The following is a 23914-nucleotide window of genomic DNA, read 5'->3' as shown; positions in this document are numbered from 1 at the left end:
TCGTCCAACCAGGAGAACCCCATGAGCACCACCGAGAACCTCCGCGTCGCCGTCGTCGGTGCCGGCGCGATGGGCAGCGACCACGTGCGTCGCATCACGTCCACCATCGCCGGCGCCGACGTCGTCGCCATCGTCGACCCGGACACGGCGCGCGCCACGGCCGCTGCCGAGAAGGCACCCGGCGCGATCACCGCCGCGTCGTTCGAGGACGCCCTCGACGCCACACCGATCGACGCGGTCATCGTCGCGACGCCGGGCTTCCTGCATGAGCCGGTCCTCGTCCCGGCCCTCGAGCGCGGGCTCGCCGTGCTGTGCGAGAAGCCCCTCACCACGAGCGCCGAGGACTCCCTCCGCATCGTCGAGCTCGAGCAGGCGCGGTCCGACCGCCCGCGGATCCAGGTCGGGTTCATGCGTCGGTTCGACAAGGGCTACCAGGAGCTCAAGGCCCTCCGCGAGTCCGGGGCGAACGGCGCCCTGCTCGCCCTGCACCACGCGCACCGGAACCCGACGACGCCGCCGAACTTCAGCGAGTCGATGCTCATCCACGACTCCGTGATCCACGAGATCGACATCATCCCGTTCCTCACCGGCGAGCCGATCGTGTCCGTCGAGGTGAAGAAGCCGCGGAAGAACTCACTCGCTCCGGCGGACCTCCCCGAGCCGCAGTTCGTGCTGTTCACCACGGAGTCGGGCACGATGGCCATCGTCGAGATCAACGTCAACGCGCAGTTCGGCTACCAGGTCACGACCGACGCCGTGTTCGAGTCGGGCGTCGCGTACATCGGCCGCGAGACCGCGATGAACGTCGTGTCCGCCGGCGTCTCCGGCCAGGGCGTCACGCCGTCGTTCGTCGAGCGGTTCGGCGCGGCCTACGACGAAGAGGTCCAGCGCTGGGTCGACGCCGCGCGCACCGGTGGGATCGACGGCCCGAGCGCCTGGGACGGCTACACGGCGTCCGTCGTGGCCGAGGTCGCGGTCCGCGCCCAGCAGTCGGGTGCGCTCGAGCAGGTCACGTACGCCACCGCGAAGCCCGCCTTCTACGCGACGGAGACGGCGACGGCGGACGGCGTCGTCGACGCGCTCGCCGGAGCCTGACGCATGCCGAAGATCGCCCTCGACCCGACGCCGTTCCACCACGACCTGTCGCTGCTCGAGTTCCCGCGGAAGGTGGCGGACCTCGGGTACGAGTACCTCCAGCTCACCCCGCACCGGGACTTCATCCCGTTCTACCGGCACCCCAAGGCGGACGACGACCTCGTCGACGCGTTCGCCGCCGCGTGCCGTGACGCCGGGGTCCAGGTGGCGAGCGTGCTCCCGGTGCTCCGCTGGTCCGGCCCCGACCGGGACGCCCGCGAGGCGGCGGTGACGAAGTGGAAGCGCGTCATCGAGATCACGAAACGACTCGGGGTCGACACCATCAACACCGAGTTCTCCGGCCGTCCCGAACGCGCCGAGGAGTCCGAGGACGCCTTCTACCGCTCGATGGAGGAGCTGCTGCCGATCATCGAGTCCTCGGACCTGCGTGTCCTCATCGACCCGCACCCCGACGACTTCGTCGAGGACGGGCTCGAGGCGCTCCGGGTGATCCGCGGCCTCAACTCGAAGCACGTCGGGTTCGTCTACGTCGCCTGTCACACGTTCCACTACGGCGGGAACATGGACGCGATCATGGACGCAGCCGGTGACTCCCTGCAGCTCGTCCACGTCGCCGATGCGTTCGACCACACCCGGTCGCACGGCCTCCGTTACATCTCGAACCCGCCCGGCAACACCGCGCGCGTGCACCAGCACCTGCCGGTCGGTCAGGCCGACGTCGACTTCGACGCGTTCTGGGCCGGCCTCGCCCGCATCGGGTTCACCGACCGCGACGACACGGTCGCGGTGTCCAGCGTCTTCGCCGAGGACGAGAACGCCGACGCGGTGTCCCGCTTCCAGCTGGACGCGATCACGAAGGGACTGACCCGATGACCACCACGCTCGAGACGTCGACCGACCGGACCGGGACGGACACCCGTCCGGTGACCCTGCAGGCCGCGGAACGGACCCCTACCGCGCTCTGGAACGACTCCGCCGACCCGCGCGAGCTGTCGACCGCGATCCACGAGTACGGCGCGGTCGGAGCGACGTGCAACCCGGTGATCGCCTTCACCTGCATCCAGCAGGACCCGGAGCGGTGGGTGCCGCGGATCCGCGAGATCGCCGCCGAGCACCCGACCGCGGGGGAGTCCTGGATCGGGTGGAAGGCGGTCGAGGAGCTCTCGATCGCCGCCGCGGAGCAGCTGCTGCCCGCGTTCGAGGCGTCGGGCGGGCGCAACGGCCGACTGTCGATGCAGACCGACCCGCGGCTGCACCGGGACGCCGACGCACTCGTCGAACAGGCTGTGCGGTTCTCGCAGCTCGCCCCGAACATCATCGTGAAGATCCCCGCCACGAAGACCGGCATCGCCGCGATCGAGGAGGCCGCGTACCGCGGGGTCTCGATCAACGCCACCGTGTCGTTCACGGTGCCGCAGGTCGTCGCGGTGGGCGAGGCCATCGAGCGTGCCCTCGACCGACGCGCCGCCGACGGACTGCCCGAGCAGGAGTTCGGTCACGTCGTCACGCTCATGGCCGGCCGGTTCGACGACTGGCTGAAGACCGTCGTCAAGCGTGACCACGTCATGGTCGACCCGGGGATCCTCGAGTGGGCCGGGGTGGCCGCGGTGAAGAACGCCTACCGGGTGTTCCAGGAGCGCGGCTTCCGCTCACGGGTGCTCGTGGCGGCGTTCCGGAACCCGCTGCAGTGGTCGGAGTTCCAGGGCGGGGACCTCGTGGTGTCGCCGCCGTTCCAGTGGTCGAAGGACATCAACGACAACGCGTTCCCGTGGCGTCCGGACGCGATCGACGACGAGGTCCCGGCGGAGGTCATCGCGGCGCTGCGTGCGGCGACGCCCGAGTTCGCCCGTGGCTACGACGTCGACGGGATGACGATCGACGAGTTCGACCGCTTCGGCGCGACCGTGACGACGCTCCGGCAGTTCCTGGATGCCGACGCGAAGCTCGACGCCCTCGTCCGCGACATCATCGTCCCGGCCGCGTGAGCGCCGTCACGGACACGCTCGGCGTCGGGCTGGTCTCGGTCGGCTGGATGGGCCGACTGCACTCCCGCGCGTACCGGGCTCTCCCGGACCACTTCCCGGAGCTCGACGTCCACCCGCGGCTCGTCGTCGCGGCCGACCCGATCGACGCCGCCCGCGAACAGGCCACGACCCGGCTCGGCTACGAACGCGCCGTCGCCGACTACCGGGAGGTCCTGACCGACCCCGAGGTGGACATCGTGTCGATCTGCGCGCCGAACTTCCTGCACCGCGAGGTCGCCGTCGCGGCGGCCGAGGCCGGGAAACCGTTCTGGATCGAGAAGCCGATGGGCCGGTACGCAAGCGACTCCCGCGCGATCCACGACGCCGTTCGGTCGGCTGGGGTCGTCACGAGCGTCGGCTTCAACTACCGGCACGCCCCGGCGATCCAGCGGGCACGCGAGCTCTTCCGGAGCGGGCGGCTCGGCCGGATCACGAACGTCCGAGGGTCGCTCCTCGCCGACTACTCGTCCGACCCGGACGCGCCGCTGACCTGGCGGTTCGAACGGGAACGTGCGGGGTCCGGCGTCCTCGGCGACCTGCTCTCGCACGGGCTCGACCTCGCGCAGTACGTCGTCGGTCGGATCGCGAGCGTGACCGCGCTCGCCGAGACCTTCATCGAGACGAGGCCCCGACCGGGGCAGGGGATCGTCGACCGCTCGGCCGCTGCGAGCGGTGAACACGGCCCGGTGGAGAACGAGGACTACGCGGCGCTCCTGTTCCGGTTCGAGGACGGCGCGGTCGGCACCATGGACTCGAGCCGGGTGATGCGCGGCCCGCACGCCGAGTACGCGCTCGAGGTCTACGGGACGAAGGGCTCGGTCCGGTGGGACTTCCAGCGGCTGAACGAGCTCGAGGTGTACCTCGACGGCCAGGAGGTCGACGGGTACGCCACCCACTACGTCGCCCCCGGTGACGGCGAGTTCGGCCGGTTCCAGCCCGGAGCCGGCACAGCCATGGGCTACGACGACCTCAAGACGATCGAGGCTGCCCAGTTCGTCGCGAGCGTGCGACGTGGGGAGCAGCTCGCGCCGTCCGTCGCCGACGGACTGGCGACCGCGAGCATCGTCGAAGCGGCCGAGGCGTCGCTCCGCGACGGCGCCTGGCACGACGTCGCGCAGGTCGACGGGGCGCTGACGTACTCCGCGGCGACCCCGGTGCTCTAGAACGCACCACCGACGGCCTGGAGGCACGGTGCACGCTGGCACCGTGCCTCCAGGCCGTTTCGTGGTTGCTTCAGTGACGCGCTTTTGTTAGATTGTCCTAACAAAGTTCGACTGTTGGAGGAACCATGCCGCTCGTCCGAATCGACCTCGCCGCCGGTCGTACCCCCGAAGCCGTCCGTACGATCGCCGATGCGATCCACACCGCCGTCGTCGACGAGTACGGCATCCCGGAGCGCGACCGCTTCCAGATCGTCACGGAGCACCCGGCGCAGCAGATCATCGCCGAGGACGCCGGGCTCGGGTTCGAGCGCACCGAGGGTGTCGTCATGATCCAGGTGTTCACCCAACGCGGACGCTCCGACGTGGCGAAGCAGGCGCTGTACGCCGCGGTCCACGACCGTCTCGCCGAGGTCGGCGTCGCGAGCGAGGACGTCTTCATCGGCTACGTCGAGAACGGGCCGCAGGACTGGTCGTTCGGGTTCGGCCGCGCGCAGTACGTCACGGGCGAGCTCGGCGTCCCGTCCCTGGTCTGACGGGTGGCGCCGCCCCGTCTACTTGTCGACGAGCGTGACCTCGAACGAGTAGCGGTCCGGCCGGTAGCAGTGCACCCCGTACTCCACCGCGCGCCCCGACGCGTCGTACGCCGTCCGGCTCATCGTCAGCACGGGGTCGCCGTCCTCGATCTCGAGCAGCGAGGCCTCGTCGTCGGTGACCGCCCGGGCGCCGATCCGCTGCTTCGCGACGCGCATCGTCACCCCGCGGCCGCGGAGCAGTTGGTAGAGGCCGTGCGCCGCGAGGTCCTCGTCGGTGATGTCACTGAACTCCGGCGGGAGGAAGTTCTCGAGGATGGCCATCGGCACGTCCTCGGCGAACCGGACCCGGCGGATGTGCGGGACCACCGTGCCGGGCTCGACTCCGAGCGCCTCGGCCACCGCGTCCGTCGCGGGCACGTCGTCGCGGACGAGGAGCTTCGTCGTCGGCACCTGCGACCCCTGTGCGAGGTCGTCGTAGAGGCTCGTCAGCTCGACCTTGCGGGTGACCGGACCGTGCACGACCTGCGTGCCGATGCCGCGACGGCGCACGAGCAGACCCTTGTCGACGAGGTCCTGGATGGCGCGCCGGATCGTCGGCCGGGACAGCCCGAGCCGTTCACCGAGTGCGATCTCGTTCTCGAGCCGGGCGCCGGGGGGCATCGCGCCGGAGCGGATGGCCTCCTCGATGCGCGACGCGACCTGGAAGTAGAGGGGCATCGGACCCGACCGGTCCAGGTCCATGAACAGGTCGGACGGCAGCTGGCCTTCGTTGGTCATCGGCGTCCTTCGGGGGAGATCGAGCGCGGCACCGCTGCCGCCAGGGATTGTCGTGACAATACCACCGGGGCTGCCCGGGACCGGTGAAGCCGACTCGCCGTCAGTCCGAGCAGACCATCGGCCGACGGGAGAGCCTCGGCTGCGGTGCGGCTGCCCGGGGCTTCTCCTCACGCGGCCGCACCGGGGACAGGTGGACGCGGGTGGCGGCGCCGAGGGCCTCGACCGTGTCGGCGCGGTGCAGCTCGGCGGCGTGCACTACGATCGCGGCGCAGGCTTCCGCGTCGGCCGCTGCGTCGTGGTGTGCGAAGCCGACGTGCCCCGCGGCCCGAGCGGCCATCGGCAGCCGGTACGAGTCGAGGGTGTAGGTCTTCCGCGCCACCTGCAGTGAGCACAGCGAGTGGTGCTCGCTGAGCGTGGTCCCGGTGGCGGCGCAGCCGCCGGCGATCACCCCCATGTCGAAGCGGGCGTTGTGGGCGACCAGGACGTCGCCGTCGGCGAAGGCGACGATGTCGGCGTACTGCTCCGCCCAGCCCTTCGCGCCGACGACGTCCGACGCGACGATGCCGTGGATGCGGGTGTTCCACTCGAGGAAGGTGTCGTGCCCGATCGGCGGCTGGATGAACCACGAGGCGCGCTCGACCACTCGGCCGGCGCGGATCTTCACGAGCCCGACGGAGCACGCGCTCGCGGGGGAGCTGTTCGCGGTCTCGAAGTCGATCGCGGTGAAGTTCAACGGCACGGGTCCGATCGTCGCACGGGGCTCCGACATCGGCTGCGCAGCACCTCGGCGTTGCGGCTGCCGGCTCCGACGCCGATCCGGCCGCAGCCCCGGCAGGGCCTCAGCCCCGGCAGGGCGTCAGTCCCGCCGCAGCCCCTCGTCGATCCGCTGCAGCAGCGCGAGCGCCTCCGTCGTGCCGTCCTCGTCGCCGCCCAGTGCTCTCCGGATCGTCGTCGCCCAGTGCTCGTGCAGGCGTTCGATGCTCTCCGCCGCGACCTCCGTCGGGAGCAGCTGCACCGTGCGGGCATCGGACGGGTGCTGCCGCCGCTCGACCATGCCCTTGGCGACGAGCGAGCGGAGCGCGGCACTGAGGTTGCTGCGCTGCAGGGCCGTCGCGTCCGCGGTGGCACTCGGAGAGGTCCCCGGGTTGCGCGCCACCCAGCGCATGACGATCGCCTCCGTCCCGGTGAGCGGCACGATGTCGAGCGGGTCCGGGCCGTGCGGGTCGATCTCGCGCGAGATCCGCAGCACGACGTCCGCGAGCTCGGCGAGCTGCCGGTCGGTCACCTGGGAGGGCATGGCCGTACTGTACCGACCGTCTCGAATCAGTTATGCTTTCATAACAATGACCACGGACACCGGAACCATCCGCGCGCACGCCGCGACACCCACGACCGCTCGGCAGGGCATCACCGCCGCCCTGCTCCTCGTGCTCGGCCTGCTCAGCGCCGTCGCGCCCTTCGCCACCGACCTGTACCTGCCGGCGTTCCCGAGGATGACCACCGACCTCGGTGCGAGTGCGACCGCCGTGCAGCTCACCCTGACCGCCTTCCTCGTCGGGGTCACCGCGGGGCAACTCGTCTTCGGCCCGCTCTCGGACCGGTTCGGCCGCGTTCCCCCGCTCGTCGCCGGCGCCGCACTGTGCGTGATCGCGAGCCTCGCCGCCGTGTTCGCACCGAACATCGGCGTCCTCATCGCCGCCCGCCTCCTGCAGGGCCTCGGCGGAGCGGCCGGCATGGTGATCAGCCGCGCCGTGATCTCCGACCTCGCGACCGGGAAGGCCGCGGCGCGCGCGTTCTCGCTCATGATGATCGTCGGCGGTGTGGCGCCGGTCGTCGCACCGCTGCTCGGCGGGCTCCTCACCGGAGCGATCGGCTGGCGTGGGTTGCTCACGATCGTCCTCGGACTGTCGGTCGTGATGCTCGTCGCCGTGCTCGCCGTCGTGCGCGAGACCCACGTGCGGGAGCGCCGCGACGCACTCCGAGCGGAACGCCGGGGGTCCGGTTCGGGTCTGCGGGCGCTGCGTTCCCGTGCCTTCCTCGCCAACACCGCCGTGTTCGGGTTCGCGTTCGCCGTCATGATGGCGTACATCTCCGCGTCACCGTTCCTGTACCAGGACATGATCGGCTTCGGGACCGTCGGCTACGGCCTCGCGTTCGGGCTGAACGCCCTCGCCCTCATGGGCGTCAGCATCCTGTCCGCGAAGCTCACCGCGACGCGATCGGTCGCGGGTGTCCTCGGCCTCGGGATCCTGCTCGTGCTGGCGTCGACCGTCGCCTTCGCGTTCCTCGTGGTGACCGGCGCCCCGGCCATCTGGCTCGCCGTGCCGCTGTTCACCGCCGTCGGCTCGCTCGGTCTGGTGCTCGGCAACGCCACCGCGCTCGCCCTCGGTGCCGTGCCCACGGCTGCCGGCAGCGCATCGGCCGTGCTCGGCGCGCTCCAGTTCGGCCTCGCGGCACTCGTGTCCCCGCTCGTGAGCATCGGCGGATCGGCCACGGCCGCCCCGCTCGCCGTCGTCATGCTCGCGTCCGCCGTGGTCGCCCTGGGTGCGCTCCTCGTCGCGCGGGGTCGCCGGGCCTGACCGGCCGAGTCGCGCGACTGCAAGCCCGGCCACCGTGGTGGGCGACACGACGGTCGGGCGCGTGGCGCGCCTCCAGGCCGGGTCGCGTGGTCCTGACAGCCACCTGACGATCCGGACTGGAGGCCCAGGGTCGGCCCCGGCGGGCCGCCGCCGGTAGGCTGTCCTCCCGTGGCTCTCACCATCGGAATCGTCGGTCTCCCGAACGTCGGCAAGTCGACCCTGTTCAACGCCCTGACCAAGAACCAGGTCCTCGCCGCGAACTACCCGTTCGCGACGATCGAACCGAACGTCGGCGTGGTGAACCTGCCCGATCCGCGGCTCGACCAGCTCGCGACGCTCTTCAACTCCGAGAAGACCGTGCCCGCGCCCGTGTCGTTCGTCGACATCGCCGGCATCGTGAAGGGCGCCAGCGAGGGGGAGGGGCTCGGCAACAAGTTCCTCGCGAACATCCGCGAGGCCGACGCCATCGCGCAGGTCGTCCGCGGCTTCGCTGACGACGACGTGGTGCACGTGGCGAACAAGGTCTCGCCGAAGGACGACCTCGAGGTCATCAACACCGAGCTGATCCTCGCCGACCTCGAGACCATCGAGAAGGCACTGCCGCGGTACGAGAAGACCGTGAAGCTCAAGCAGGCCGAGCCGATCGTGCTCGACACCGCCCGTGAGGCGAAGGCCGCGCTCGAGCAGGGGACGCTGCTGTCCGCGACCTCGATCGACCTGACGCCGATCGCCGAACTCGGGCTGCTCTCCGCGAAGCCCTTCATCTTCGTGTTCAACGTCGACGAGTCGATCCTCACCGACGAGTCGCGCAAGGCCGAGCTGTCCGCGCTCGTCGCCCCCGCGCAGGCCGTGTTCCTCGACGCGAAGATCGAGTCGGAGCTCATCGACCTCGACCCCGAGGACGCCGCCGAGCTCCTCGAGTCGACCGGGCAGACCGAGTCCGGGCTCGACCAGCTCGCGCGCATCGGCTTCGACACCCTCGGGCTGCAGACCTACCTCACGGCCGGGCCGAAGGAGTCGCGGGCGTGGACGATCGGCAAGGGGTGGAAAGCGCCCCAGGCTGCCGGGGTCATCCACACCGACTTCGAGAAGGGCTTCATCAAGGCCGAGGTCATCTCGTTCGAGGACCTCATGGAGGCCGGCTCGATCGCCGAGGCCCGTGCGCACGGCAAGGCGCGGATCGAGGGCAAGGACTACGTCATGCAGGACGGCGACGTGGTGGAGTTCCGCTTCAACAACTAGTCGCCCGACATCCCGAGGTCGAGTACCGTCGCCCCCGTGGGCACCGTGTTCCAACTTGTTGTCGGGGCGATACTTGTGCTCTGGGGTGCCTTCGTGGTCGCCTTCCCGCGGGTGGTGATCAGACTCGCGCTGGCGGCTGAGAAGGCGGGCCTGGCGTGGAATCCGCAAGCTCGATGGGGCACTGCTTGGGTGCGGCTCTTGGGGGCGATGCTCGGCATCGGAGGTGTGATCACGATCGTGACCGCGTTCTTCGGGACCCATCCGCGCTGAGGTCGAGCCGCGACGGAACGTGGTGGAATCGTGGTTCAACAACTAGTCGGGGATCGATGAGCCAGCAGTTCGTCTTCTGGCGGGCCGAGCGTGCGCTCGACTCCGCTGCGGTCTACTCGTCCCTGCTGGAAGACGGCGTGACCGTCGACGGCCTCGAGCCGCTCGACGCGGGCCGTGCCGAGCGCGCGATCATCGCCGCGTTCCCGACGTGGACGGTCGAGCTCGCCCGGGCTGACGGGGGCAACCAGACGATGCTCGCCGGTCCGGGCGAGCGGGGTGCGATCGATGTGGGCTATCTGCCGCAGGCCGTCGTCGCGACCTGTTACGGCATGGATCCCGAGGAGTGGAACGTCGTGATCCGGGCGTTCACCGACCTCGGGATGCCGCTCTACGACCCGCAGATCGGCCACCGGTTCGACTGACCGGTCACTCCTGCACTTCGTGCATGTTCTGTGCCTGCCAGCCCTCGGGCACGGTGCTCCGGTACGCGGCCAGGGCGGCGTCGTAGTTCGCCCCCGTCGCCTCGTGTGGCCGGAGCGCGGTCGAGCGGGCGATCGCCTTCACGGTGGACTCGCCCGTCGCCTTGCTCGTCACGGTGTTGACCTGGAGCAGCTGGAACCCGTCGAGGTCGAGCGCCGCGATCGCAGCCTCTCGTGCATCGCCGATGGTGTCGCCGCTGCCCTCGGCCTCGCGGGTCTCGGTCGAACGCAGGGTGCCTCGCAGTGTCGTCACCCCTCCAGTATGGATCGGTCGGACCCCCGTTCTGGACGGTGCGGGGCGTCGCCGGGCTCGGCCAGGATGAGCGCATGACGAACACGCAGGCGGGTTGGTACGACGACGGGTCCGGCACCATGCGGTGGTGGGACGGCACGGCGTGGACGGAGCAGGTGCAGCCCCCGGCCGCACCCGCACCGGGGATCGGCGGGGTGATCGGACGCATCCAGGCCGAGGCGTCCGCCGGTGGGCAGGCACGCCTGGCGCCGACGGGGATGAGCTACGTCGTGCTGCAGGTCGTGCTCAAGGAGAAGTTCTTCGGGACCGGGTCGGGCAACCTCACGGAACTCGAGCGGTCGATCAACGCGCAGGCGGCACTCGGCTACCGCCTCCACACGATCACGACGTCGTCCTCGGGCAGCACCGGGTTCGGCGGGGGTGACCGCATCCAGGCGACGATGGTGTTCGAGAAGCTGGTCTGACGGGTGGCGGTCCACGAGCACTTCGGCGTGTACGGCGCATGGCTGCAACACGGCCGGCTCGTGACGGTCGAGAAGGCTCGAGGTCCGTTCACGGGCTGGCTCGACCTGCCCGGAGGGTCGCCCGAGGCCGGGGAGACGGACGTCGACACGCTTCGCCGTGAGCTGGACGAGGAGTGCGGCGTGTCGGTGTCCGAAGTGCTCAGGTGGTCAGACTTCGACGTCCGCGTCGACCGCGCGAGCGACGGCACACCGATCGACTTCCGGCACCGGGGGCGGATCGCCGTCGTGTTGGTGGACGGGCCGGTCGCGGCGGTCGAGGGCGTCGAGGACGTCGCACGGGTCGTGCTCCTGGCACCTGGCGATCCCCGTCCGGTGACGCCGACGGTCTCGTCGGCGTGGCGCTCGCTTGCGTAGCAGCGCTAGGTTGACGCTGATCACCGAACAGTCAGGAGGCGCCATGTCGTCCGTCGTCGACTTCGTCAACGTGTCCACCGTCGGGTTGGAGTCGTCACCCGTGGCGGACGCGCTCGCCGGTCTCCGGGCGAACGAGGCGAGGTACTTCACGAACAAGTACGACCTCGAGTTCACGACCGAACGAGCAGCGGACGTCCCGGACCTCGTCGAGTACGTGGCCCGGGTGCTCCGGGAGCGGGACATCGAGATCGCGTCGACGCCGCTCGAGGCCACCGAGTTCGAGGTCGAGGGCGTCCGGTGGACCTACGTCTTCTACGAGTCCGGTCTGTCGATCAACGTCCTGTACACGCTCGAGCCGGGCGGGAAGCGCGCGGTCGGGTTCAAGCTCTCCGACGGCATGGAGGTGCCGGAGGAACTCGCGGACAAGTTCAAGTTCGTGCGGCAGCGGTCGAAGCTCGCGGGGACGATCCGTGGCTCGTACTTCGTGGTCAAGGGCGAGTACTGACCGGGGATGTCGGTGGAAGAGGACACGGTTCACGAGAAGGTCGCCGCGCTCCTGTGTGCGGCCCGTTCGGACATCGGCATGACGTTGGAGGACGTCGCGGCGGCGGCCGACATCGATCCCGCGCTGCTCTCCGCGTGGGAAGTCGGGGACGGCACCCCGGAAACGTCGGAGCTGGCGAGGATCCTGCGGACAGTCCGGCTCCGCCCGGGCGTTCCTCTCGCGCTCCATGCCGACGAGATCCTCGACGCCGCCGACCGGCATCACCTGGTCAACGTCCGCGTGTTCGGGTCGGCTGTTCGTGGGCACGACACCGAGGACAGCGACATCGACCTCTTCGTCGGCGCAACGTCATCGACGAGCCTGTTCGACCTCGGCGGCTTCGCGCTCGCGGTCGAAGGTCTGACCGGTATCGAGGTCGACCTCTTGATCGATGACCTCGGGGACGATCCGCACTTCGCACATGTGCTCGCCGAGGCAGTGCCGCTCTGAGTCGGCGCGACCTCACCAGCACGAGGCGGGTGAGCGGCCAGTTCCGTCAATGCGACATTCCAACTTGTTGGCTGTGACGTCCGGCCCGTTGCAGGATCGTTCGCGACCGAGAGGCGAGGATGGGACATGAACACGAGAGTTGTGCAAGCGCTGACACACGGGGCGTTCGTGGGCCTGACGGGGGACACCACGCGCCTTCGGAGAATGCAGGAAGCGCTCCGTCAGCAGCGGTCGAGCCGAACGCTGGCCTCGCGGCAGACAGCGCCTTCGGCTTCAAGCTCGCGGAACACTTCAGCGGGCCGGTAGCCGCGCCGCAGGTCCTCGCTGGCTACGAACGCTTGGTCCCGGGTGCGGCTCGCGAGTTGATCGCCTGCCACGTGCGGTCGGAGGCAGTCGCTTCAGACGCGCTCGAGCGGACGAGTCGCGCGGAAGCGACGGCAGTCGTGGTCGGGGTGGTCGGTGCACAGGTGCTCACCGTGGGAGCGCTCGTCGCGGGCTGCGTCCTGATCATGAACGGACAGGGCGCCACTGCGCTTCTCGCGCTCGTGCCGGGAGTGCTCGCCGCAGCAGCGCAACTCCTGAGCGCGTCTCGCCGCAGATCGTCCGGTCAGGAGTAGTCGAGCGTGCCGACCTGCCTACCGCCCGCTCCACCGCACGTATGCCTGCACCTGCGCGCGAGCCCCTTCGAGCGACGAGTGCGCCCCACGGATCGAGCGGTCGGGCGATGAGACGACGTACTGCCGTGCCCGGGTCACCTCGCACAACTGGTCGGCGCCGAACGACACCTTCCAGTGGTCCTCGGCGTCCCTGACCCACTCCAGACGGTTCGGCATGTCGGCTCCCTGTCCTCCGCGTCGGTTCCGCGGTCCTCGTCGTGACAGTAGCCCTCGGACCCCGTGAGGTCGGGGTACGCCCTGGCCCGGATGCGCGGACCTCGGAGGGCGGCCCTCCCCGTGGCCGTACCGTCGCGCAGAGGGAGGGCAGTGGTGAAGTACATCAGCTACGAGAACGTCGACATCATGACGGGGGACCGGATCGCCGATGCGGTCCTCGACTACGCGGCCGTGCTCGGCGCGAACGGGCGGACCGACACCGTCGCGGTGCCGTCCGTCGGGTTCGACGGCTCGCTGACGGAGACGGTGATCCTGATCGGTCCGGCCAGTGAGCTCGTCGTCTCGGTCGCGCCGGACGACGTGCTCGAGCCGGAGGATCCGGCCTTCGTCCGGCGGCTCCGCGATGCGGCGGCTCGGGCGGGGGACACCCGGCCGCTGAACGCGGACGGGCGCACGCGGTTCGCCGGAGCGGACGACCCGCCCGCTCCCTGATACCAGCGACGAAGCGCGCTGGCGCCGACGAGGAAGCAGAGCACAGGCGGACGACGAAGCAGACGGACGCGGACGACGAAGCGCGCCGCCGGCGGACCGGCGACGCGCTTCGGGTACGAGTCGATCAGGCAGCGAGCAGCAGCTCGCCGGCCGCGACGTCCTGCGCCTGCAGGAGCGTCCGGCTGGCCTCGCCGCGCCAGGACCGCCCGGGGATGGTCCAGCCCGCCTCGCCGCGCACCTCGATGCGGGCGCCGGCGGTGACGAAGACCCCGAGGTCGTCGGCGTCGATCCGGACGAGGTACTCCCGGCCGGTCCAGACGTCGCGGACGGGGAACTCGGCGATGTTGTCAGGCGTGGTGACGGGCGCCGCGAGTGCGGTCCCGATGATGCTGAGTCGGTCGTTGCCGACGGTGGTGTTCGTGTTCATGGTGCTGGTCTTTCTCAGTCGTTCGGCGCCGTCGCGGTCTCCGCCGGCCGCTCCCGGACATCGTGGTCCGGGTCGTCCGCGGTTGCCCGCTGGCGCGCACGTCGTGTGTCGACGTGCGACTCGTCCGTCTGGACGAGGGTGGTCTCGGAGGAATGCGATCCCGGTTGGATCGGTGTCGAGACGGTCGGTGTGCGCGAGTCAGATGGGTTCGCTGCAGTGCACCAACGGAACACTATACGGCGGACTCGGGGAGAAGTCCAGGTTCAGGCCAGGAACGCGTCCCAGCGTGCTCCACCGACGGCGACGTTGCCCGAGCCGTCGAGTCGTGCGGCCGCGGATGACGGCTTGCGCTCCGCCTGCTCGTGGACGAGCCCGTCGAAGGCGCTGGAGAAGTCGAGACGGGGGACCGCGGCGGTCACTGCGCGGAGCACGGCGTCGGGCACGAGGTCGAACCCCGCGCCGGACACGTCGAGCGACGTCGCGACCTCGAGCAGGTGCCCCTCGATGTCGACGTCGGGGTCCACCGAGGTCCACATGTGGCGCTCGATGACCTCGCCGACACGGCGGGCCCGAGCCGCGTCCCACCCCGCGCCGAGGGCGAACACCGAGCCGACGGCGCCGCCGGCGTCCTCGAACGGCACCGCGTGCGCGTCGAACGACGGCGTCACCCCGAGGTCGTGCAGCATCGCCGACACGAACAGCAGCTCGCGGTCCGGCTCGAGCCCGGAGGCGTCGGCGATGACCGTCGCCCATGCCCAGGAGCGGAGGCAGTGGTTGGCGAGTGCGGGCGTCGACCATGCGCGCACGACGTCGAGCGCGCGAGCGGCGACGGCGGTCGGCGGGGCCAGCAGGGCGTCGACGTCGGTGGTCACGGCACGACGGTAGCGCAGACGGCGAGGCGGCCGGGAGGCGCGGTACGGGCCCGCACCGCGCCTCCCGGCCGTCAGCCGGTTCAGTTGAGGGCCGGGGTGTCCTCCGGCACGACGCCACCGCCGTACAGGTCGGTCGCGAGGTCGCGCAGCGCGCGGAGCGCGACGCGCTGCGTCAGCGGGCCGTAGGAGATGCGGGCGACGCCGAGCTCCTCGTACTCGGCTGCGGGGAGGGCACCCGGCAGGCCGATCACGGAGAGCTTGCCCCGACCGAGGCCGTCCACGAGCCGCTCGACGACGTCGCGCTGGATCGCTCCCGGGACGAACACGAGGGCGGCGCCGTTGTCGAGGAACGCCTTCCCGCGGGCGATGGCGTCCTCGATGCTCTCGTCGATCGGGCGGTCACCGCCGCGGGCGATGGCATCGGTGCGGGCGTTGAGCTGGAAGGCGATGCCCTCGGCCTCGGCAGCGGCGGTGATCGCCGCGACCCGCGCGACGGCCTCGTCGAAGGGGCGCAGGCGGTCCTCGACGTTCGCGCCGACGATGCCGGCGCCGATCGCGCGGCGGATCGTCTCGGCGGGGTCCTCGTAGCCGTCGTCGAGGTCGGCGGTGACGGGCAGGTCGGTGGCGGCTGCGACGGTCGCGGCGCCGGCGAGGGCGAGGTCGAGGGGCATGCCGCCGTCGTCGTAGCCGTGACTCGCGGCGATCGAGTGTCCGGCGGTGGCGATCGCCCGCGTCTCCGGCAGGTCGCTCACCACCTTCGCGCTGATCGCGTCCCACACGTTGACGACGCGGAGGATCTCGGGGGCTTCGTGCAGCTGCTTGAGGGTGGATGCCTTGTCGGCGGTGCTCGTGCTCATGCCGCCGACAGTAGGCGGCGACCGGTGCGGGGGACCAGGGTGCGTGCCCACGCGACGCAGGATGACGTCGGGAGTCGCGCCGTGCCTCCAGGCCGGTGCATCCTGGGACGCATGGCGCACGACGAGCAGGACCCGGTCGGGGACCTCCGCGGGGTCCGCACGAGCATCAAGTGGACGCGGTACGCACCCGACGTGCTGCCGCTGTTCGTCGCCGAGATGGACCACGAGGTGGCGCCGGAGATCCGGCAGGCGCTCATCGAGCGGGTGCAGCAGTCCGACCTCGGCTACCTCGACGGGCCCGGGCCGCTCGCGCCGGCCTTCGCCGGCTTCGCGCGCGACCGCTGGGGCTGGGACGTCGACCCGGGGCGGGTGTACCTCGCGACGGACGTGAGCGTGGGCATCGTCGAGTCGCTGCGGCTGGCGCTGCCGGACGGTGGCAGGGTCGCGATCACGCCGCCGGTCTACCCGCCGTTCTTCGAGCTGGTGGAGGAGGCTCGATGTCAGGTCGAGGAGGTGCCGCTCCTCGAACAGTGGGGCGACTACCGGCTCGACCTCGCGGGCCTCGAGCGGGCCTTCGCCGACGGCGTCGGGGTCTTCCTGCTCTGCAACCCGCACAACCCGGTCGGGCTCGTGCACGACCGCGCCGACCTCGTGGCGCTCGCCGAACTGGCCGCGCGGTACGACGTGCTCGTCATCAGCGACGAGATCCACGCGCCGCTCACGCACCCGGGCGTGCGGTTCACCCCGTTCGCGATGGTCGCGGAGCCGCTCGGCGCCCGGAGCGTGTGCGTGACGAGTGCGAGCAAGGGGTGGAACCTCGCGGGTGTGAAGTGCTCGGTCATCGTCGCCGGGGACGATCGGACCGCGGCGCTCCTCGACACCCTGTGGGAGGAGGTCGCCTGCCGGACGAGCATCCTCGGGCTGCACGCCAACACGGCGGCGTTCACCCTCGCGACCGGGTGGCTCGACGACGTCGTCGCGCGGATCGTCGCGAACGAACGGCTGCTCGGGTCACTGCTCGCCGAGCACCTGCCCGGTGTCGTGTACACCCGGCCGCGTGCCGGCTACCTGGCGTGGCTCGACTTCCGGGGCATCGGGCTCGGGGACGACCCGGCGGTGCCGCTGCGGGAGCACGCGTACGTCGCCCTGAACTCGGGGCTGGGGTTCGGGTCCGAGGGACGGGGGTTCGCGCGCCTGAACCTGGCGTGTTCGCCGGAGACGCTGCGCGAGGCGGTGTTCCGGATCGCGGCGGCGTACCCGTCGAGCACGCAGGAGGGGCTCGTCTGGCACGTGGCGTGAGTCGCGGCCGGCGGCGGGCCGGGCCGGCCGGGCCGTGGTAGGGGGTGCGAGACTCGCGGTGAGCGACGCGTCTCGTGCTCCGGAACGCGAGCGACGTCGCTCACGCCGAGTCTCGTGGGCCGGGCCCCGAGTCTCGTGGGCGGGGCCCCGAGTCTCGTGGGCGGGGCCCCGAGTCTCGTGGGCGGCGCGGCGCCTCAGGCCTCGCCGGGGTCGTCGTCGATGTACTGGTTGCGACCGACCACGCGGATCTTCAGGTCGTCGTCGCGGTCCATCGCGAGGAACTCACGCGCCACGGGACCGACCGACGGCCAGCGGGTGACCTCGGTGACGAGCAGCCCGTCGATGAACACCTGCCACGCGCCGCGCTCACGGACGGCCTGGACCTCGTACGTCGCCATGCCGTGAGCGTACCGAACGACCGGCACGCCGGACGGCCCGCTCAGCCGATGCGCTTCGCGTAGAAGCGGAGGGTGGGGACCTCGCCCGACGGCGTGCACCAGTCCGCCGGTCCGCGGCCCGTCAGACACCAGCCGCGCCGTTCGTAGAGCCGCCAGGCGCCGGGGGCGTCCTCGGTCACGTCGAGCCGGAGGTGCGAGCCGGGCACCGACTGCTCCGCGGCGTCGAGCAGCGCGTCGGCGATGCCCCGACCGCGGTGGTCCGGGTCGACGAAGAGCCGTGTGACCTCGGGCATGCGGCCCGGTGCCGGGACGGCGATGCCGACGTGCCCGACGACCCGGTCGTCGACGACGGCGACCCACGCGGCGCGGAGACCCGTCGGCGCCAGCCACGCGGCAGGATCGTCCGGCCAGACGGCGGGGTAGCCGAACACGTGGACGCGCCAGAGGACCTCGACCAGGGCGTCCTGGTCGGCATCGGCCCGTTCGTGGATGCGCATCTCCGCCGACGCTATCGGCCGGTGGTGAGGCGTCGTCAGGTGGACGGCTTGTTCGTCCCCCGAGGGGGACCGTGGGGTCAGGCGAGGTCGAGTCGCATGTGGACGTCGGCGCGGGCGTACGGACTCGGCGCGACCTCGTGCGGTTCGAGGTGCCGGAAGCCGAACGCCTCGTACAGGTGCACGGCGCTCGCGAGCCCGGAGTTGCTCTCGAGGACGACCCGGCGGGCGCCGAGCTCCCGCGCCCGGCCCAGTGCCGCGGCGATGAGGCGACGACCCGTGCGGTGCCCCTGGTGGTCGGTGGAGACGGCCATCTTCACGAGCTCGTACTCGCCGGGTGCTGTGGGGGCGAGGCCGACGCAGCCGATCACGGTCTCGGCGCCGCCGCCGGCGTCCGCGGCGAGCCGGGCGACGAGCACCGCGCCGCCCGGCTCGACGATGTGGCCGAGCGGGTCGCCGAGGTACCGGCGGTCCTCGTCCTCCAGTGCGAAGAACCGGGTGATCCACGCTTCGTTGAGGGTGCGGAACGCCTCGGCGTCGGCCTGCGTGGCGAGGTCGGCGATCGTGACCGTGGCGGGAGCGGTGGCGGCGGGAGCGGTGGTGTCGGGCATGCATCCATGATCGGCACCGGGTCCGGTCGGGTCCAATACTCGTTCTCGCAGATCGATACGCTGCGTGCATGGATGTCGACCTCCGCCAACTCCGCGCGTTCCTCGCGGTCGCGGACGAACTGCACTTCGGACGCGCGGCGGCCGTCCTGCACATGGCCCAGCCCGCGCTGTCGCAGCAGATCCGGCGGACGGAGCGGGAGCTCGGCATCGACCTGTTCGTCCGGACCTCGCGGAGCGTCGCGCTCACCCCTGCCGGCCGCGTGCTGCAGGGTCGCGCGCGGTCGCTGCTCGAGCAGGCGGCGCGGGACCTCGACGAAGCGGTGCGGGTCGGCCGTGGAGAAGTCGGGCGACTCGACGTCGGCTTCGTCGTGTCCGCGCTGCCCCTCGGCCCGATCGAGCGGGTGCAGGCGTTCCGGGAGCGTTTCCCGCTCGTCCGGGTCGAGCTGACCGAGGGCTACACGTCGCACCTCGTCGCACGGATCCTCCGGGGGGAGCTCGACCTCGCCGTGGTCCGCGACCCCGACCCGGATCCGCGCGTCCGGCTGCTGCCGTTCCGGAGCGAGCGGTTCGTCGCCGCCGTCCCCACCACGCACCGGTTCGCGGGCCGGTCGGAGGTCGAGGGGCCCGAGCTCGTCGACGACCCGTTCGTGTTCTTCCCGGCCGAGGCCGGCGCGCTCGCGACCGAACGGAACCTCGCGCCGGTGACCGCTGGCGGCCGTCGCCCCACCGTCGTGCAGGAGGCCACGACCTGGGCGACGGTGCTGCACCTGGTCGGCGCGGGGCTCGGGGTCACGGTCGTCCCGGAGAGCGCCGCGCTCGCCGCACCGTCGACCGTGTCCCTCTTGCCGCTCGCGGGCAGCGAGCACCGCAGCGAGCTGTCCTGGGCGACGCGGGCGGACGACGATCGCGAGATCCTGCGGAACTTCGTCGCGGCGACCGAGTAGCCGCGCGCGGCGACCGAGGAGCCGCGCGCGGTGTCCGCGTCGGCCCGGCGTCGGCCGCTTCCGTCAGGCGAGCGGCAGCACCGGCGCCCGGTGGTGTCCGAGCTCGTCGTCCTGCCAGGGCCGGGACCCGGCGAGCTCGAGACCGAGCTGCACCAGCACGAACCGCACGTGCGGTTCGACGTCAGGTTCCCAGGACCCCTCGACGCCCAGCCCGATCGTGCCGAGCTCGTCGTCGGCCTCGTCGGTGACGGTCAGCCGCCAGCGGCCGTCGCCGTCGTCGGACACGACGGCCCATCGTGCGGCGGTGAATCGGGACGGCATGCCGTCACCGTACCGGCGACCCCCGACCGTCCGGGGGCCCGGCTCGTCCCCGTGACGCGGGCACGCATCGCCCGACGTCGGTACCGGTCGCGCGAGGCGGGCAGGACCCGGGAGAATCGGACCGTGGAGACCCCTCGCGGACAGCACGAGCAGAGCGCCCTCGCGAGCTTCCTCCGTGCGCGTCGTGCGGCGCTCGCGCCGGACGACGTCGGGTTGCCCGTCGATCCGCGGCGACGCGTCACCGGGCTCCGGCGCGAGGAGGTCGCCCGCCTCGCGGGCATCAGCGTCGAGTACTACCGCCGACTGGAGCAGGGCAGCGGGCACCAGATGTCCTTGCAGGTGTGCGCGTCGCTCGCCCGGGCGCTGCGCCTCGACCGGTCGGGCGTGGCCTACCTGCAGCGGCTTGCGCTCCCCGGCGCCGAGGCCGTGTACGACGTCCACCGCGGCGAGGCGCCTCCGCCGGACCTCGTCGAGATGATCACGCTCTGGGACCACACCGCGGCGTACATCATCGACCGCAACCAGGACGTCCTCGTCCTCAACGACCTGATGCGTGCCGTCGCTCCCGGGTACATGGAGATCGGCAACAACCTCGGTCTCATGCAGTTCGAGGCGCCGCCCGAGGTCAGGGCGCTGCCGTCGTGGGTCGAGGGGGCGCGGACGACCGTCTCCCGCCTGCGCTACTACGGCAACCCCTCCGACCCGCGCTGGCAGGAGATCATCGCGCTGCTCCTCGACGACGAGGACTTCGCCGACCTGTGGCGTCGGCACGAGGCGCACCCCATGACCTCCGGTCGTGCTCCGAACTTCTTCCCCGACCACGGATGGGTCGACCTGCGATGGCAGGTGCTCGAGGCGCACCCCGGGCTCTACACGCTCGTCTGCTACGGCGCGCCGGGAAGCCTCGGGGAACGGGCGCTCGCCGAGCTGCGAGCCGGTCGCGGAGCCAGCCGAAGCGCCGACAGCGGCGAGGGACGCGACACCGACCGCGACACCGACCGCAGCGACGGCCTCGTCGGACCGCCGCGCGACAACGTGACGACTCCCACCGACGGCAGCCGACTCGCGCGGTACCGAGCCGGGTACTCGCAGGGGCACGACAGCCCGGCACAGCACCCCTAGCGTCACTCGCATCCGCACCGACGAGAGGATGCACCACCATGACATCGCCCACCATCGTGCTCGTCCACGGAGCCTTCGCGGACTCCGCGAGCTTCGCTCCCGTGACCCGGCTGCTGCTCGACCGCGGCTTCACCGTCCGCGTCCCTGCCGTCCCGAACCGGAGCCTGTCGGGCGATGCGGCCGCGATCCGAGCCGTCGTTGAGCAGATCGACGGACCCGTGCTCCTCGTCGGCCACAGCTACGGCGGCGCCGTCATCACCGTCGCCGGGGTCGCCGAGAACGTCGTGGGCCTCGTCTACGTCGCGGGCTACGCGCTCGAGGAGGGGGAGAGCCTGGCACAGCTGCAGGGCGGCTTCCCGGACTCGGACCTCGCGCAGAACCTCGTGTACGCGCCGTACCCGGTCGAGGGCGGCGAGCCGGGCACCGACGTCTCGGTCGTCGTCGAGGCGTTCCCGGACGTGTTCGCCGCCGGCATCGACCGGGCGACCGCGGAGGTACTCGCGGTGTCGCAGCGACCGCTCTCGGCGGTGGCGTTCGGCGAGCCCGCGTCCGTGACGGCCTGGCGGACCAAGCCGGGTTGGGGCATCGTCTCCGCCGCGGACCACACCATCAACCCGGACGTCGAGCGCTTCGGGTACGAGCGCGCCGGCCTGCGCTCCGTCGTGGAGCTCGACGCCCCGCACCTCGTGATGCACTCGCACCCCGCCGAGGTGACCGAGGTCATCACGACCGCGATCGCCGAGCTCGGCTGACGAGCGCACGAACGAGCGCACGAACGACCACAGACCCGAGCACCCCACCGACCACCACCGAACGAGAGACCGGAGACGAACGCATGGCCTTCATCACCACCGACGACGGCGCCGAGATCTACTACAAGGACTGGGGCAGCCACGACGCCCAGCCGATCGTGTTCCACCACGGATGGCCGCTGTCGTCCGACGACTGGGACGCGCAGATGCTCTTCTTCCTGTCCCAGGGCTTCCGCGTCGTCGCGAGCGATCGCCGCGGGCACGGGCGCTCCTCGCAGATCGACACCGGGCACGACATGGACCACTACGCGAGCGACGTCTCGGCCGTGGTCGAGCACCTCGACCTGCACGACGCGGTCCACGTCGGCCACTCCACCGGCGGTGGCCAGGTCGCCCGCTACGTCGCCCAGTACGGCCAGCCCCAGGGCCGGGTGGCGAAGGCCGTGCTCGTCGCCGCGGTGCCGCCCCTCATGCTCAAGACCGAGGACAACCCCGAGGGCACGGACATCTCGGTGTTCGACGGCTTCCGTGAGGCCCTCGCGGCCAACCGCGCCGAATTCTTCCAGGCAGTCGCGTCCGGCCCGTTCTACGGCTACAACCGTCCCGGCGTCGAGCTGTCCGAGCCGGTCGTCGCGAACTGGTGGCGGCAGGGCATGACCGGCAGCGCGCTCGCCCACCTCGAGGGGATCAAGGCGTTCTCGGAGACCGACCAGACCGAGGACCTCCGGGCGATCACGGTGCCCGTGCTCGTCCTGCAGGGCGACGACGACCAGGTGGTGCCGTACCAGGCGGCTTCCGTCAAGCAGGCCGAGCTGCTGCAGGACGCGACGCTGAAGATCTACGAGGGGTACCCGCACGGCCTGCTCACGACGCACGCCGACGTCCTCAACCGGGACATCCTCGAGTTCATCCAGCAGTGAACGCGCCGACCGCGTGGTCGGTGCAGCCCAGCGCTGTGCCGACTACGCGGTCTTCGCGACGTCCTCGGTGAAGCTGCGGACCCGACGCAGCAGCGCCTCGCCGCGCATCGCGATCGTCGCCGGCGGGTTGAGGTGCGGCGGCGCCGTGCGGATGAGCATGGAGCAGCCGAGGTCCTCGCAGATGTACGACCCGATGGTGTTGCCGTTCCGACCGGACTCCCCACCTCGGGCCGCGGAGAAGAGACGCACCTGCGTCGCCGGCTGCGGGGAGTGGCAGAACGAGCACATCGCCGCGATGCCCGGACGCAGCGAGCCGCCGGCGGACCGGACCACGATGCCGACGGGAAGGTCGTCGATCCACGACACGATGTAGCCGCGGCGTGCGGCCTGCGGGTCGCGCCACCCGAGGAACTCGCGCTCGTCCCAGAGCATCTCGTGCAGCCCCGGGATGGGGAGCTGCTCGAGCTCCTCCGGGGTGGCGTTGACGAACGACGAGCGGATGTCTGCTTCGGTCAGTGGCTTCACGGTGCCGCCACCCTAACCCTCCAGCCTGGAGGCGCGGATCACCCCGAGCGCACTCGTCCCGTCCGCCACGAGCACGGCCCGGCGCACTGCGTCGCGGCCGAGCCGCCGGGCGGCGGCGTCGTCCGCGGCGAACTCGACGAGGACGCGCGTCGAGCGCGCCATGGCGCGCGCACCGGGCACCCACGGGACCGCACGCTCGATCGACTCGGCGACCGCGACCGCGACCGCGTGGTGCTGGGACAGGTGAGCGCGTTCGTGGGCGACCACGGCCTCCAGTTCGTCCGTGCGGAGCTGGTCCGCGAGCCCGGTGCTGACGAGCACCCCGCCGGCGCGGCCGGGGACCGCGCACGCGAGTGCGTGGTCGGCCTCGACCAGCGCGACCGGGACACCCGCGATCTCGCGGTGCGGGGCTGCGCCGGAGCGCATCGCCTCGCGCACGGCGTCGTGCTCCGGACCGGGCCGTACGCGGACCGCGACGACGAACGCGAGCACCGCGACGAGGGCGACCCCGACGTTGAGGCCGTGCGACGGCGAGGCCGCCAGGCCGAACGGATCGGTGAGCGGACGGTTCGCGAGCACGACGAGCGCGATGCCCGCGACGAAGCCGGCGACGCCGAGCAGCACCGCGACGGACCACGACACGAGCGCGGTGCGGGGGCGGTCGATCGTCCAGGCCGAACGGGTCAGGACGCGCGGCGCGAGGACGACGACCGCGAGGGCGAGCACGATCAGGACGACACCGGCGACGACCACGGACGCT

Annotated in this window: 33 protein-coding genes; 19 read left to right on the top strand and 14 right to left on the bottom strand. The window is 71.5% G+C overall.

The annotated features are described in order from the left end of the window. Nucleotides 1-21: 21 nt before the first annotated feature. From QPJ90_RS00735 to QPJ90_RS00715, 5 genes are all read left to right on the top strand, one after another. Complete coding sequence (locus QPJ90_RS00735; RefSeq protein WP_290132565.1) at nt 22-1095, top strand: Gfo/Idh/MocA family oxidoreductase; 1074 nt, start codon at nt 22-24, stop codon at nt 1093-1095. 3 nt (nt 1096-1098) lie between these two features. Further along, entirely contained in the window at nt 1099-1968 is an 870-nt protein-coding gene (locus QPJ90_RS00730; protein WP_290132564.1) for a sugar phosphate isomerase/epimerase family protein, read from the top strand. Then, on the top strand, nt 1965-3080 hold the full coding sequence (locus tag QPJ90_RS00725) for a transaldolase family protein (RefSeq protein ID WP_290132563.1): 1116 nt from the start codon (nt 1965-1967) through the stop codon (nt 3078-3080). Before QPJ90_RS00730 ends, QPJ90_RS00725 begins: the two co-directional genes overlap by 4 nt. After that, on the top strand, nt 3077-4282 hold the full coding sequence (locus QPJ90_RS00720; protein ID WP_290132562.1) for a Gfo/Idh/MocA family oxidoreductase: 1206 nt from the start codon (nt 3077-3079) through the stop codon (nt 4280-4282). Before QPJ90_RS00725 ends, QPJ90_RS00720 begins: the two co-directional genes overlap by 4 nt. Nucleotides 4283-4407: 125 nt before the next feature. Next, entirely contained in the window at nt 4408-4815 is a 408-nt protein-coding gene (locus QPJ90_RS00715; RefSeq protein ID WP_290132561.1) for a tautomerase family protein, read from the top strand. Nucleotides 4816-4833: 18 nt separating this feature from the next. Here QPJ90_RS00715 and QPJ90_RS00710 read toward each other — a convergent pair whose 3' ends face one another. The 3 genes from QPJ90_RS00710 to QPJ90_RS00700 form a co-directional block, all read right to left on the bottom strand. Further along, a complete protein-coding gene (locus tag QPJ90_RS00710) occupies nt 4834-5592 on the bottom strand; it encodes a GntR family transcriptional regulator (RefSeq protein WP_290132560.1) in 759 nt (252 codons plus the stop codon). A 100-nt stretch (nt 5593-5692) separates the two neighbouring features. Then, nucleotides 5693-6331 (bottom strand): exonuclease domain-containing protein, encoded by a 639-nt coding sequence (locus tag QPJ90_RS00705; RefSeq protein WP_290132559.1) that lies wholly within the window; start codon nt 6329-6331, stop codon nt 5693-5695. Nucleotides 6332-6448: 117 nt separating this feature from the next. Then, nucleotides 6449-6889, bottom strand: a complete 441-nt coding sequence (locus tag QPJ90_RS00700) for a MarR family winged helix-turn-helix transcriptional regulator (RefSeq protein WP_290132558.1) — start codon at nt 6887-6889, stop codon at nt 6449-6451. A 46-nt stretch (nt 6890-6935) separates the two neighbouring features. On the opposite strand from QPJ90_RS00700, the gene QPJ90_RS00695 reads away from it, so the two are divergent. The 4 genes from QPJ90_RS00695 to QPJ90_RS00680 all read left to right on the top strand — a co-directional run bounded on the left by QPJ90_RS00695 (nt 6936) and on the right by QPJ90_RS00680 (nt 10105). Beyond that, the gene (locus QPJ90_RS00695) at nt 6936-8171 is read left to right on the top strand and encodes a multidrug effflux MFS transporter (protein WP_290132557.1); all 1236 of its coding nucleotides are present in this window, start codon (nt 6936-6938) and stop codon (nt 8169-8171) included. A gap of 168 nt (nt 8172-8339) precedes the next feature. Beyond that, nucleotides 8340-9413: a redox-regulated ATPase YchF gene (gene ychF, locus QPJ90_RS00690; protein WP_290132556.1), complete on the top strand. Its 1074-nt coding sequence runs from the start codon at nt 8340-8342 to the stop codon at nt 9411-9413. A 36-nt stretch (nt 9414-9449) separates the two neighbouring features. Next, nucleotides 9450-9683 (top strand): hypothetical protein, encoded by a 234-nt coding sequence (locus QPJ90_RS00685; protein WP_290132555.1) that lies wholly within the window; start codon nt 9450-9452, stop codon nt 9681-9683. A gap of 56 nt (nt 9684-9739) precedes the next feature. Continuing rightward, a complete protein-coding gene (locus QPJ90_RS00680; protein WP_290132554.1) occupies nt 9740-10105 on the top strand; it encodes a hypothetical protein in 366 nt (121 codons plus the stop codon). Between the two features lie 4 nt (nt 10106-10109). Here the strand turns inward: QPJ90_RS00680 and QPJ90_RS00675 are convergent, their stop codons facing one another. Beyond that, nucleotides 10110-10415, bottom strand: coding sequence for a hypothetical protein (locus tag QPJ90_RS00675; RefSeq protein ID WP_290132553.1), 306 nt, complete (start codon nt 10413-10415; stop codon nt 10110-10112). Between the two features lie 74 nt (nt 10416-10489). Here QPJ90_RS00675 and QPJ90_RS00670 point away from each other — a divergent pair, with 74 nt between their 5' ends. From QPJ90_RS00670 to QPJ90_RS00655, 4 genes are read left to right on the top strand one after another with little or no spacing between them, the layout of a single operon-like run. Beyond that, nucleotides 10490-10879 carry a DUF2510 domain-containing protein gene (locus QPJ90_RS00670; RefSeq protein WP_290132552.1) on the top strand — a complete coding sequence of 130 codons (390 nt, stop codon included), beginning with the start codon at nt 10490-10492 and terminating at the stop codon, nt 10877-10879. 3 nt (nt 10880-10882) lie between these two features. After that, nucleotides 10883-11293, top strand: coding sequence for an NUDIX domain-containing protein (locus tag QPJ90_RS00665; RefSeq protein ID WP_290132551.1), 411 nt, complete (start codon nt 10883-10885; stop codon nt 11291-11293). A 43-nt stretch (nt 11294-11336) separates the two neighbouring features. Next, the gene (locus QPJ90_RS00660; protein ID WP_290132550.1) at nt 11337-11798 is read left to right on the top strand and encodes a phage tail protein; all 462 of its coding nucleotides are present in this window, start codon (nt 11337-11339) and stop codon (nt 11796-11798) included. Nucleotides 11799-11804: 6 nt separating this feature from the next. Continuing rightward, on the top strand, nt 11805-12287 hold the full coding sequence (locus QPJ90_RS00655; RefSeq protein WP_290132549.1) for a nucleotidyltransferase domain-containing protein: 483 nt from the start codon (nt 11805-11807) through the stop codon (nt 12285-12287). 635 nt (nt 12288-12922) lie between these two features. On the opposite strand, the gene QPJ90_RS00650 is transcribed toward QPJ90_RS00655, so the two are convergent. Continuing rightward, nucleotides 12923-13120 carry a hypothetical protein gene (locus tag QPJ90_RS00650; protein ID WP_290132548.1) on the bottom strand — a complete coding sequence of 66 codons (198 nt, stop codon included), beginning with the start codon at nt 13118-13120 and terminating at the stop codon, nt 12923-12925. A gap of 153 nt (nt 13121-13273) precedes the next feature. On the opposite strand from QPJ90_RS00650, the gene QPJ90_RS00645 reads away from it, so the two are divergent. Next, nucleotides 13274-13612, top strand: a complete 339-nt coding sequence (locus QPJ90_RS00645; RefSeq protein WP_290132547.1) for a hypothetical protein — start codon at nt 13274-13276, stop codon at nt 13610-13612. Nucleotides 13613-13736: 124 nt separating this feature from the next. Here the strand turns inward: QPJ90_RS00645 and QPJ90_RS00640 are convergent, their stop codons facing one another. The 3 genes from QPJ90_RS00640 to QPJ90_RS00630 all read right to left on the bottom strand — a co-directional run bounded on the left by QPJ90_RS00640 (nt 13737) and on the right by QPJ90_RS00630 (nt 15768). After that, the gene (locus QPJ90_RS00640; protein ID WP_290132546.1) at nt 13737-14039 is read right to left on the bottom strand and encodes a hypothetical protein; all 303 of its coding nucleotides are present in this window, start codon (nt 14037-14039) and stop codon (nt 13737-13739) included. A gap of 263 nt (nt 14040-14302) precedes the next feature. After that, the gene (locus QPJ90_RS00635) at nt 14303-14911 is read right to left on the bottom strand and encodes an HD domain-containing protein (protein ID WP_290132545.1); all 609 of its coding nucleotides are present in this window, start codon (nt 14909-14911) and stop codon (nt 14303-14305) included. A gap of 80 nt (nt 14912-14991) precedes the next feature. Beyond that, entirely contained in the window at nt 14992-15768 is a 777-nt protein-coding gene (locus QPJ90_RS00630; RefSeq protein WP_290132544.1) for an isocitrate lyase/phosphoenolpyruvate mutase family protein, read from the bottom strand. A 111-nt stretch (nt 15769-15879) separates the two neighbouring features. On the opposite strand from QPJ90_RS00630, the gene QPJ90_RS00625 reads away from it, so the two are divergent. Beyond that, the gene (locus QPJ90_RS00625; protein ID WP_290132543.1) at nt 15880-17067 is read left to right on the top strand and encodes an aminotransferase class I/II-fold pyridoxal phosphate-dependent enzyme; all 1188 of its coding nucleotides are present in this window, start codon (nt 15880-15882) and stop codon (nt 17065-17067) included. A 194-nt stretch (nt 17068-17261) separates the two neighbouring features. Here the strand turns inward: QPJ90_RS00625 and QPJ90_RS00620 are convergent, their stop codons facing one another. The 3 genes from QPJ90_RS00620 to QPJ90_RS00610 all read right to left on the bottom strand — a co-directional run bounded on the left by QPJ90_RS00620 (nt 17262) and on the right by QPJ90_RS00610 (nt 18570). Then, complete coding sequence (locus QPJ90_RS00620) at nt 17262-17465, bottom strand: hypothetical protein (protein ID WP_290132542.1); 204 nt, start codon at nt 17463-17465, stop codon at nt 17262-17264. A 41-nt stretch (nt 17466-17506) separates the two neighbouring features. Then, the gene (locus QPJ90_RS00615; RefSeq protein ID WP_290132541.1) at nt 17507-17962 is read right to left on the bottom strand and encodes a GNAT family N-acetyltransferase; all 456 of its coding nucleotides are present in this window, start codon (nt 17960-17962) and stop codon (nt 17507-17509) included. A gap of 77 nt (nt 17963-18039) precedes the next feature. After that, nucleotides 18040-18570: a GNAT family N-acetyltransferase gene (locus QPJ90_RS00610; RefSeq protein ID WP_290132540.1), complete on the bottom strand. Its 531-nt coding sequence runs from the start codon at nt 18568-18570 to the stop codon at nt 18040-18042. Nucleotides 18571-18638: 68 nt separating this feature from the next. Between QPJ90_RS00610 and QPJ90_RS00605 the strand changes: the two genes are divergently transcribed. Then, a complete protein-coding gene (locus QPJ90_RS00605) occupies nt 18639-19514 on the top strand; it encodes a LysR substrate-binding domain-containing protein (RefSeq protein ID WP_290132539.1) in 876 nt (291 codons plus the stop codon). 63 nt (nt 19515-19577) lie between these two features. Here the strand turns inward: QPJ90_RS00605 and QPJ90_RS00600 are convergent, their stop codons facing one another. Next, a complete protein-coding gene (locus QPJ90_RS00600) occupies nt 19578-19835 on the bottom strand; it encodes a hypothetical protein (RefSeq protein ID WP_290132538.1) in 258 nt (85 codons plus the stop codon). A gap of 123 nt (nt 19836-19958) precedes the next feature. On the opposite strand from QPJ90_RS00600, the gene QPJ90_RS00595 reads away from it, so the two are divergent. From QPJ90_RS00595 to QPJ90_RS00585, 3 genes are all read left to right on the top strand, one after another. Further along, nucleotides 19959-20957 carry a helix-turn-helix transcriptional regulator gene (locus tag QPJ90_RS00595; protein WP_290132537.1) on the top strand — a complete coding sequence of 333 codons (999 nt, stop codon included), beginning with the start codon at nt 19959-19961 and terminating at the stop codon, nt 20955-20957. 38 nt (nt 20958-20995) lie between these two features. Further along, on the top strand, nt 20996-21709 hold the full coding sequence (locus tag QPJ90_RS00590; RefSeq protein ID WP_290132536.1) for an alpha/beta hydrolase: 714 nt from the start codon (nt 20996-20998) through the stop codon (nt 21707-21709). Between the two features lie 83 nt (nt 21710-21792). Further along, nucleotides 21793-22629 (top strand): alpha/beta hydrolase, encoded by an 837-nt coding sequence (locus QPJ90_RS00585; protein ID WP_290132535.1) that lies wholly within the window; start codon nt 21793-21795, stop codon nt 22627-22629. A gap of 42 nt (nt 22630-22671) precedes the next feature. Here QPJ90_RS00585 and QPJ90_RS00580 read toward each other — a convergent pair whose 3' ends face one another. Both QPJ90_RS00580 and QPJ90_RS00575 read right to left on the bottom strand, forming a co-directional pair. Next, a complete protein-coding gene (locus tag QPJ90_RS00580; RefSeq protein ID WP_290132534.1) occupies nt 22672-23154 on the bottom strand; it encodes an FBP domain-containing protein in 483 nt (160 codons plus the stop codon). A gap of 12 nt (nt 23155-23166) precedes the next feature. Continuing rightward, nucleotides 23167-23907: a M56 family metallopeptidase gene (locus QPJ90_RS00575; RefSeq protein WP_290132533.1), complete on the bottom strand. Its 741-nt coding sequence runs from the start codon at nt 23905-23907 to the stop codon at nt 23167-23169. Nucleotides 23908-23914: the final 7 nt, after the last annotated feature.

Origin of the sequence: Curtobacterium sp. 458 (assembly GCF_030406605.1) — a bacterium.
In the GTDB taxonomy this organism is placed as follows: Bacteria; Actinomycetota; Actinomycetes; order Actinomycetales; family Microbacteriaceae; genus Curtobacterium.
Note: the sequence above shows the minus strand (reverse complement) of the source record. Positions and strands in the feature narration are given on the sequence as shown.

Coding starts and splice junctions, on each gene's coding strand:
- QPJ90_RS00630 (WP_290132544.1), bottom strand. CDS start 15,768: ATGAGCACGAGCACCGCCGACAAGGCATCCACCCTCAAGCAGCTGCAC.
- QPJ90_RS00725 (WP_290132563.1), top strand. CDS start 1,965: ATGACCACCACGCTCGAGACGTCGACCGACCGGACCGGGACGGACACC.
- QPJ90_RS00700 (WP_290132558.1), bottom strand. CDS start 6,889: ATGCCCTCCCAGGTGACCGACCGGCAGCTCGCCGAGCTCGCGGACGTC.
- QPJ90_RS00730 (WP_290132564.1), top strand. CDS start 1,099: ATGCCGAAGATCGCCCTCGACCCGACGCCGTTCCACCACGACCTGTCG.
- QPJ90_RS00735 (WP_290132565.1), top strand. CDS start 22: ATGAGCACCACCGAGAACCTCCGCGTCGCCGTCGTCGGTGCCGGCGCG.
- QPJ90_RS00610 (WP_290132540.1), bottom strand. CDS start 18,570: ATGCCCGACACCACCGCTCCCGCCGCCACCGCTCCCGCCACGGTCACG.
- QPJ90_RS00715 (WP_290132561.1), top strand. CDS start 4,408: ATGCCGCTCGTCCGAATCGACCTCGCCGCCGGTCGTACCCCCGAAGCC.
- QPJ90_RS00695 (WP_290132557.1), top strand. CDS start 6,936: ATGACCACGGACACCGGAACCATCCGCGCGCACGCCGCGACACCCACG.
- QPJ90_RS00615 (WP_290132541.1), bottom strand. CDS start 17,962: ATGCGCATCCACGAACGGGCCGATGCCGACCAGGACGCCCTGGTCGAG.
- QPJ90_RS00680 (WP_290132554.1), top strand. CDS start 9,740: ATGAGCCAGCAGTTCGTCTTCTGGCGGGCCGAGCGTGCGCTCGACTCC.
- QPJ90_RS00710 (WP_290132560.1), bottom strand. CDS start 5,592: ATGACCAACGAAGGCCAGCTGCCGTCCGACCTGTTCATGGACCTGGAC.
- QPJ90_RS00655 (WP_290132549.1), top strand. CDS start 11,805: ATGTCGGTGGAAGAGGACACGGTTCACGAGAAGGTCGCCGCGCTCCTG.
- QPJ90_RS00600 (WP_290132538.1), bottom strand. CDS start 19,835: ATGCCGTCCCGATTCACCGCCGCACGATGGGCCGTCGTGTCCGACGAC.
- QPJ90_RS00620 (WP_290132542.1), bottom strand. CDS start 17,465: ATGGCGACGTACGAGGTCCAGGCCGTCCGTGAGCGCGGCGCGTGGCAG.
- QPJ90_RS00625 (WP_290132543.1), top strand. CDS start 15,880: ATGGCGCACGACGAGCAGGACCCGGTCGGGGACCTCCGCGGGGTCCGC.
- QPJ90_RS00605 (WP_290132539.1), top strand. CDS start 18,639: ATGGATGTCGACCTCCGCCAACTCCGCGCGTTCCTCGCGGTCGCGGAC.
- QPJ90_RS00650 (WP_290132548.1), bottom strand. CDS start 13,120: ATGCCGAACCGTCTGGAGTGGGTCAGGGACGCCGAGGACCACTGGAAG.
- QPJ90_RS00590 (WP_290132536.1), top strand. CDS start 20,996: ATGACATCGCCCACCATCGTGCTCGTCCACGGAGCCTTCGCGGACTCC.
- QPJ90_RS00640 (WP_290132546.1), bottom strand. CDS start 14,039: ATGAACACGAACACCACCGTCGGCAACGACCGACTCAGCATCATCGGG.
- QPJ90_RS00585 (WP_290132535.1), top strand. CDS start 21,793: ATGGCCTTCATCACCACCGACGACGGCGCCGAGATCTACTACAAGGAC.
- QPJ90_RS00670 (WP_290132552.1), top strand. CDS start 10,490: ATGACGAACACGCAGGCGGGTTGGTACGACGACGGGTCCGGCACCATG.
- QPJ90_RS00660 (WP_290132550.1), top strand. CDS start 11,337: ATGTCGTCCGTCGTCGACTTCGTCAACGTGTCCACCGTCGGGTTGGAG.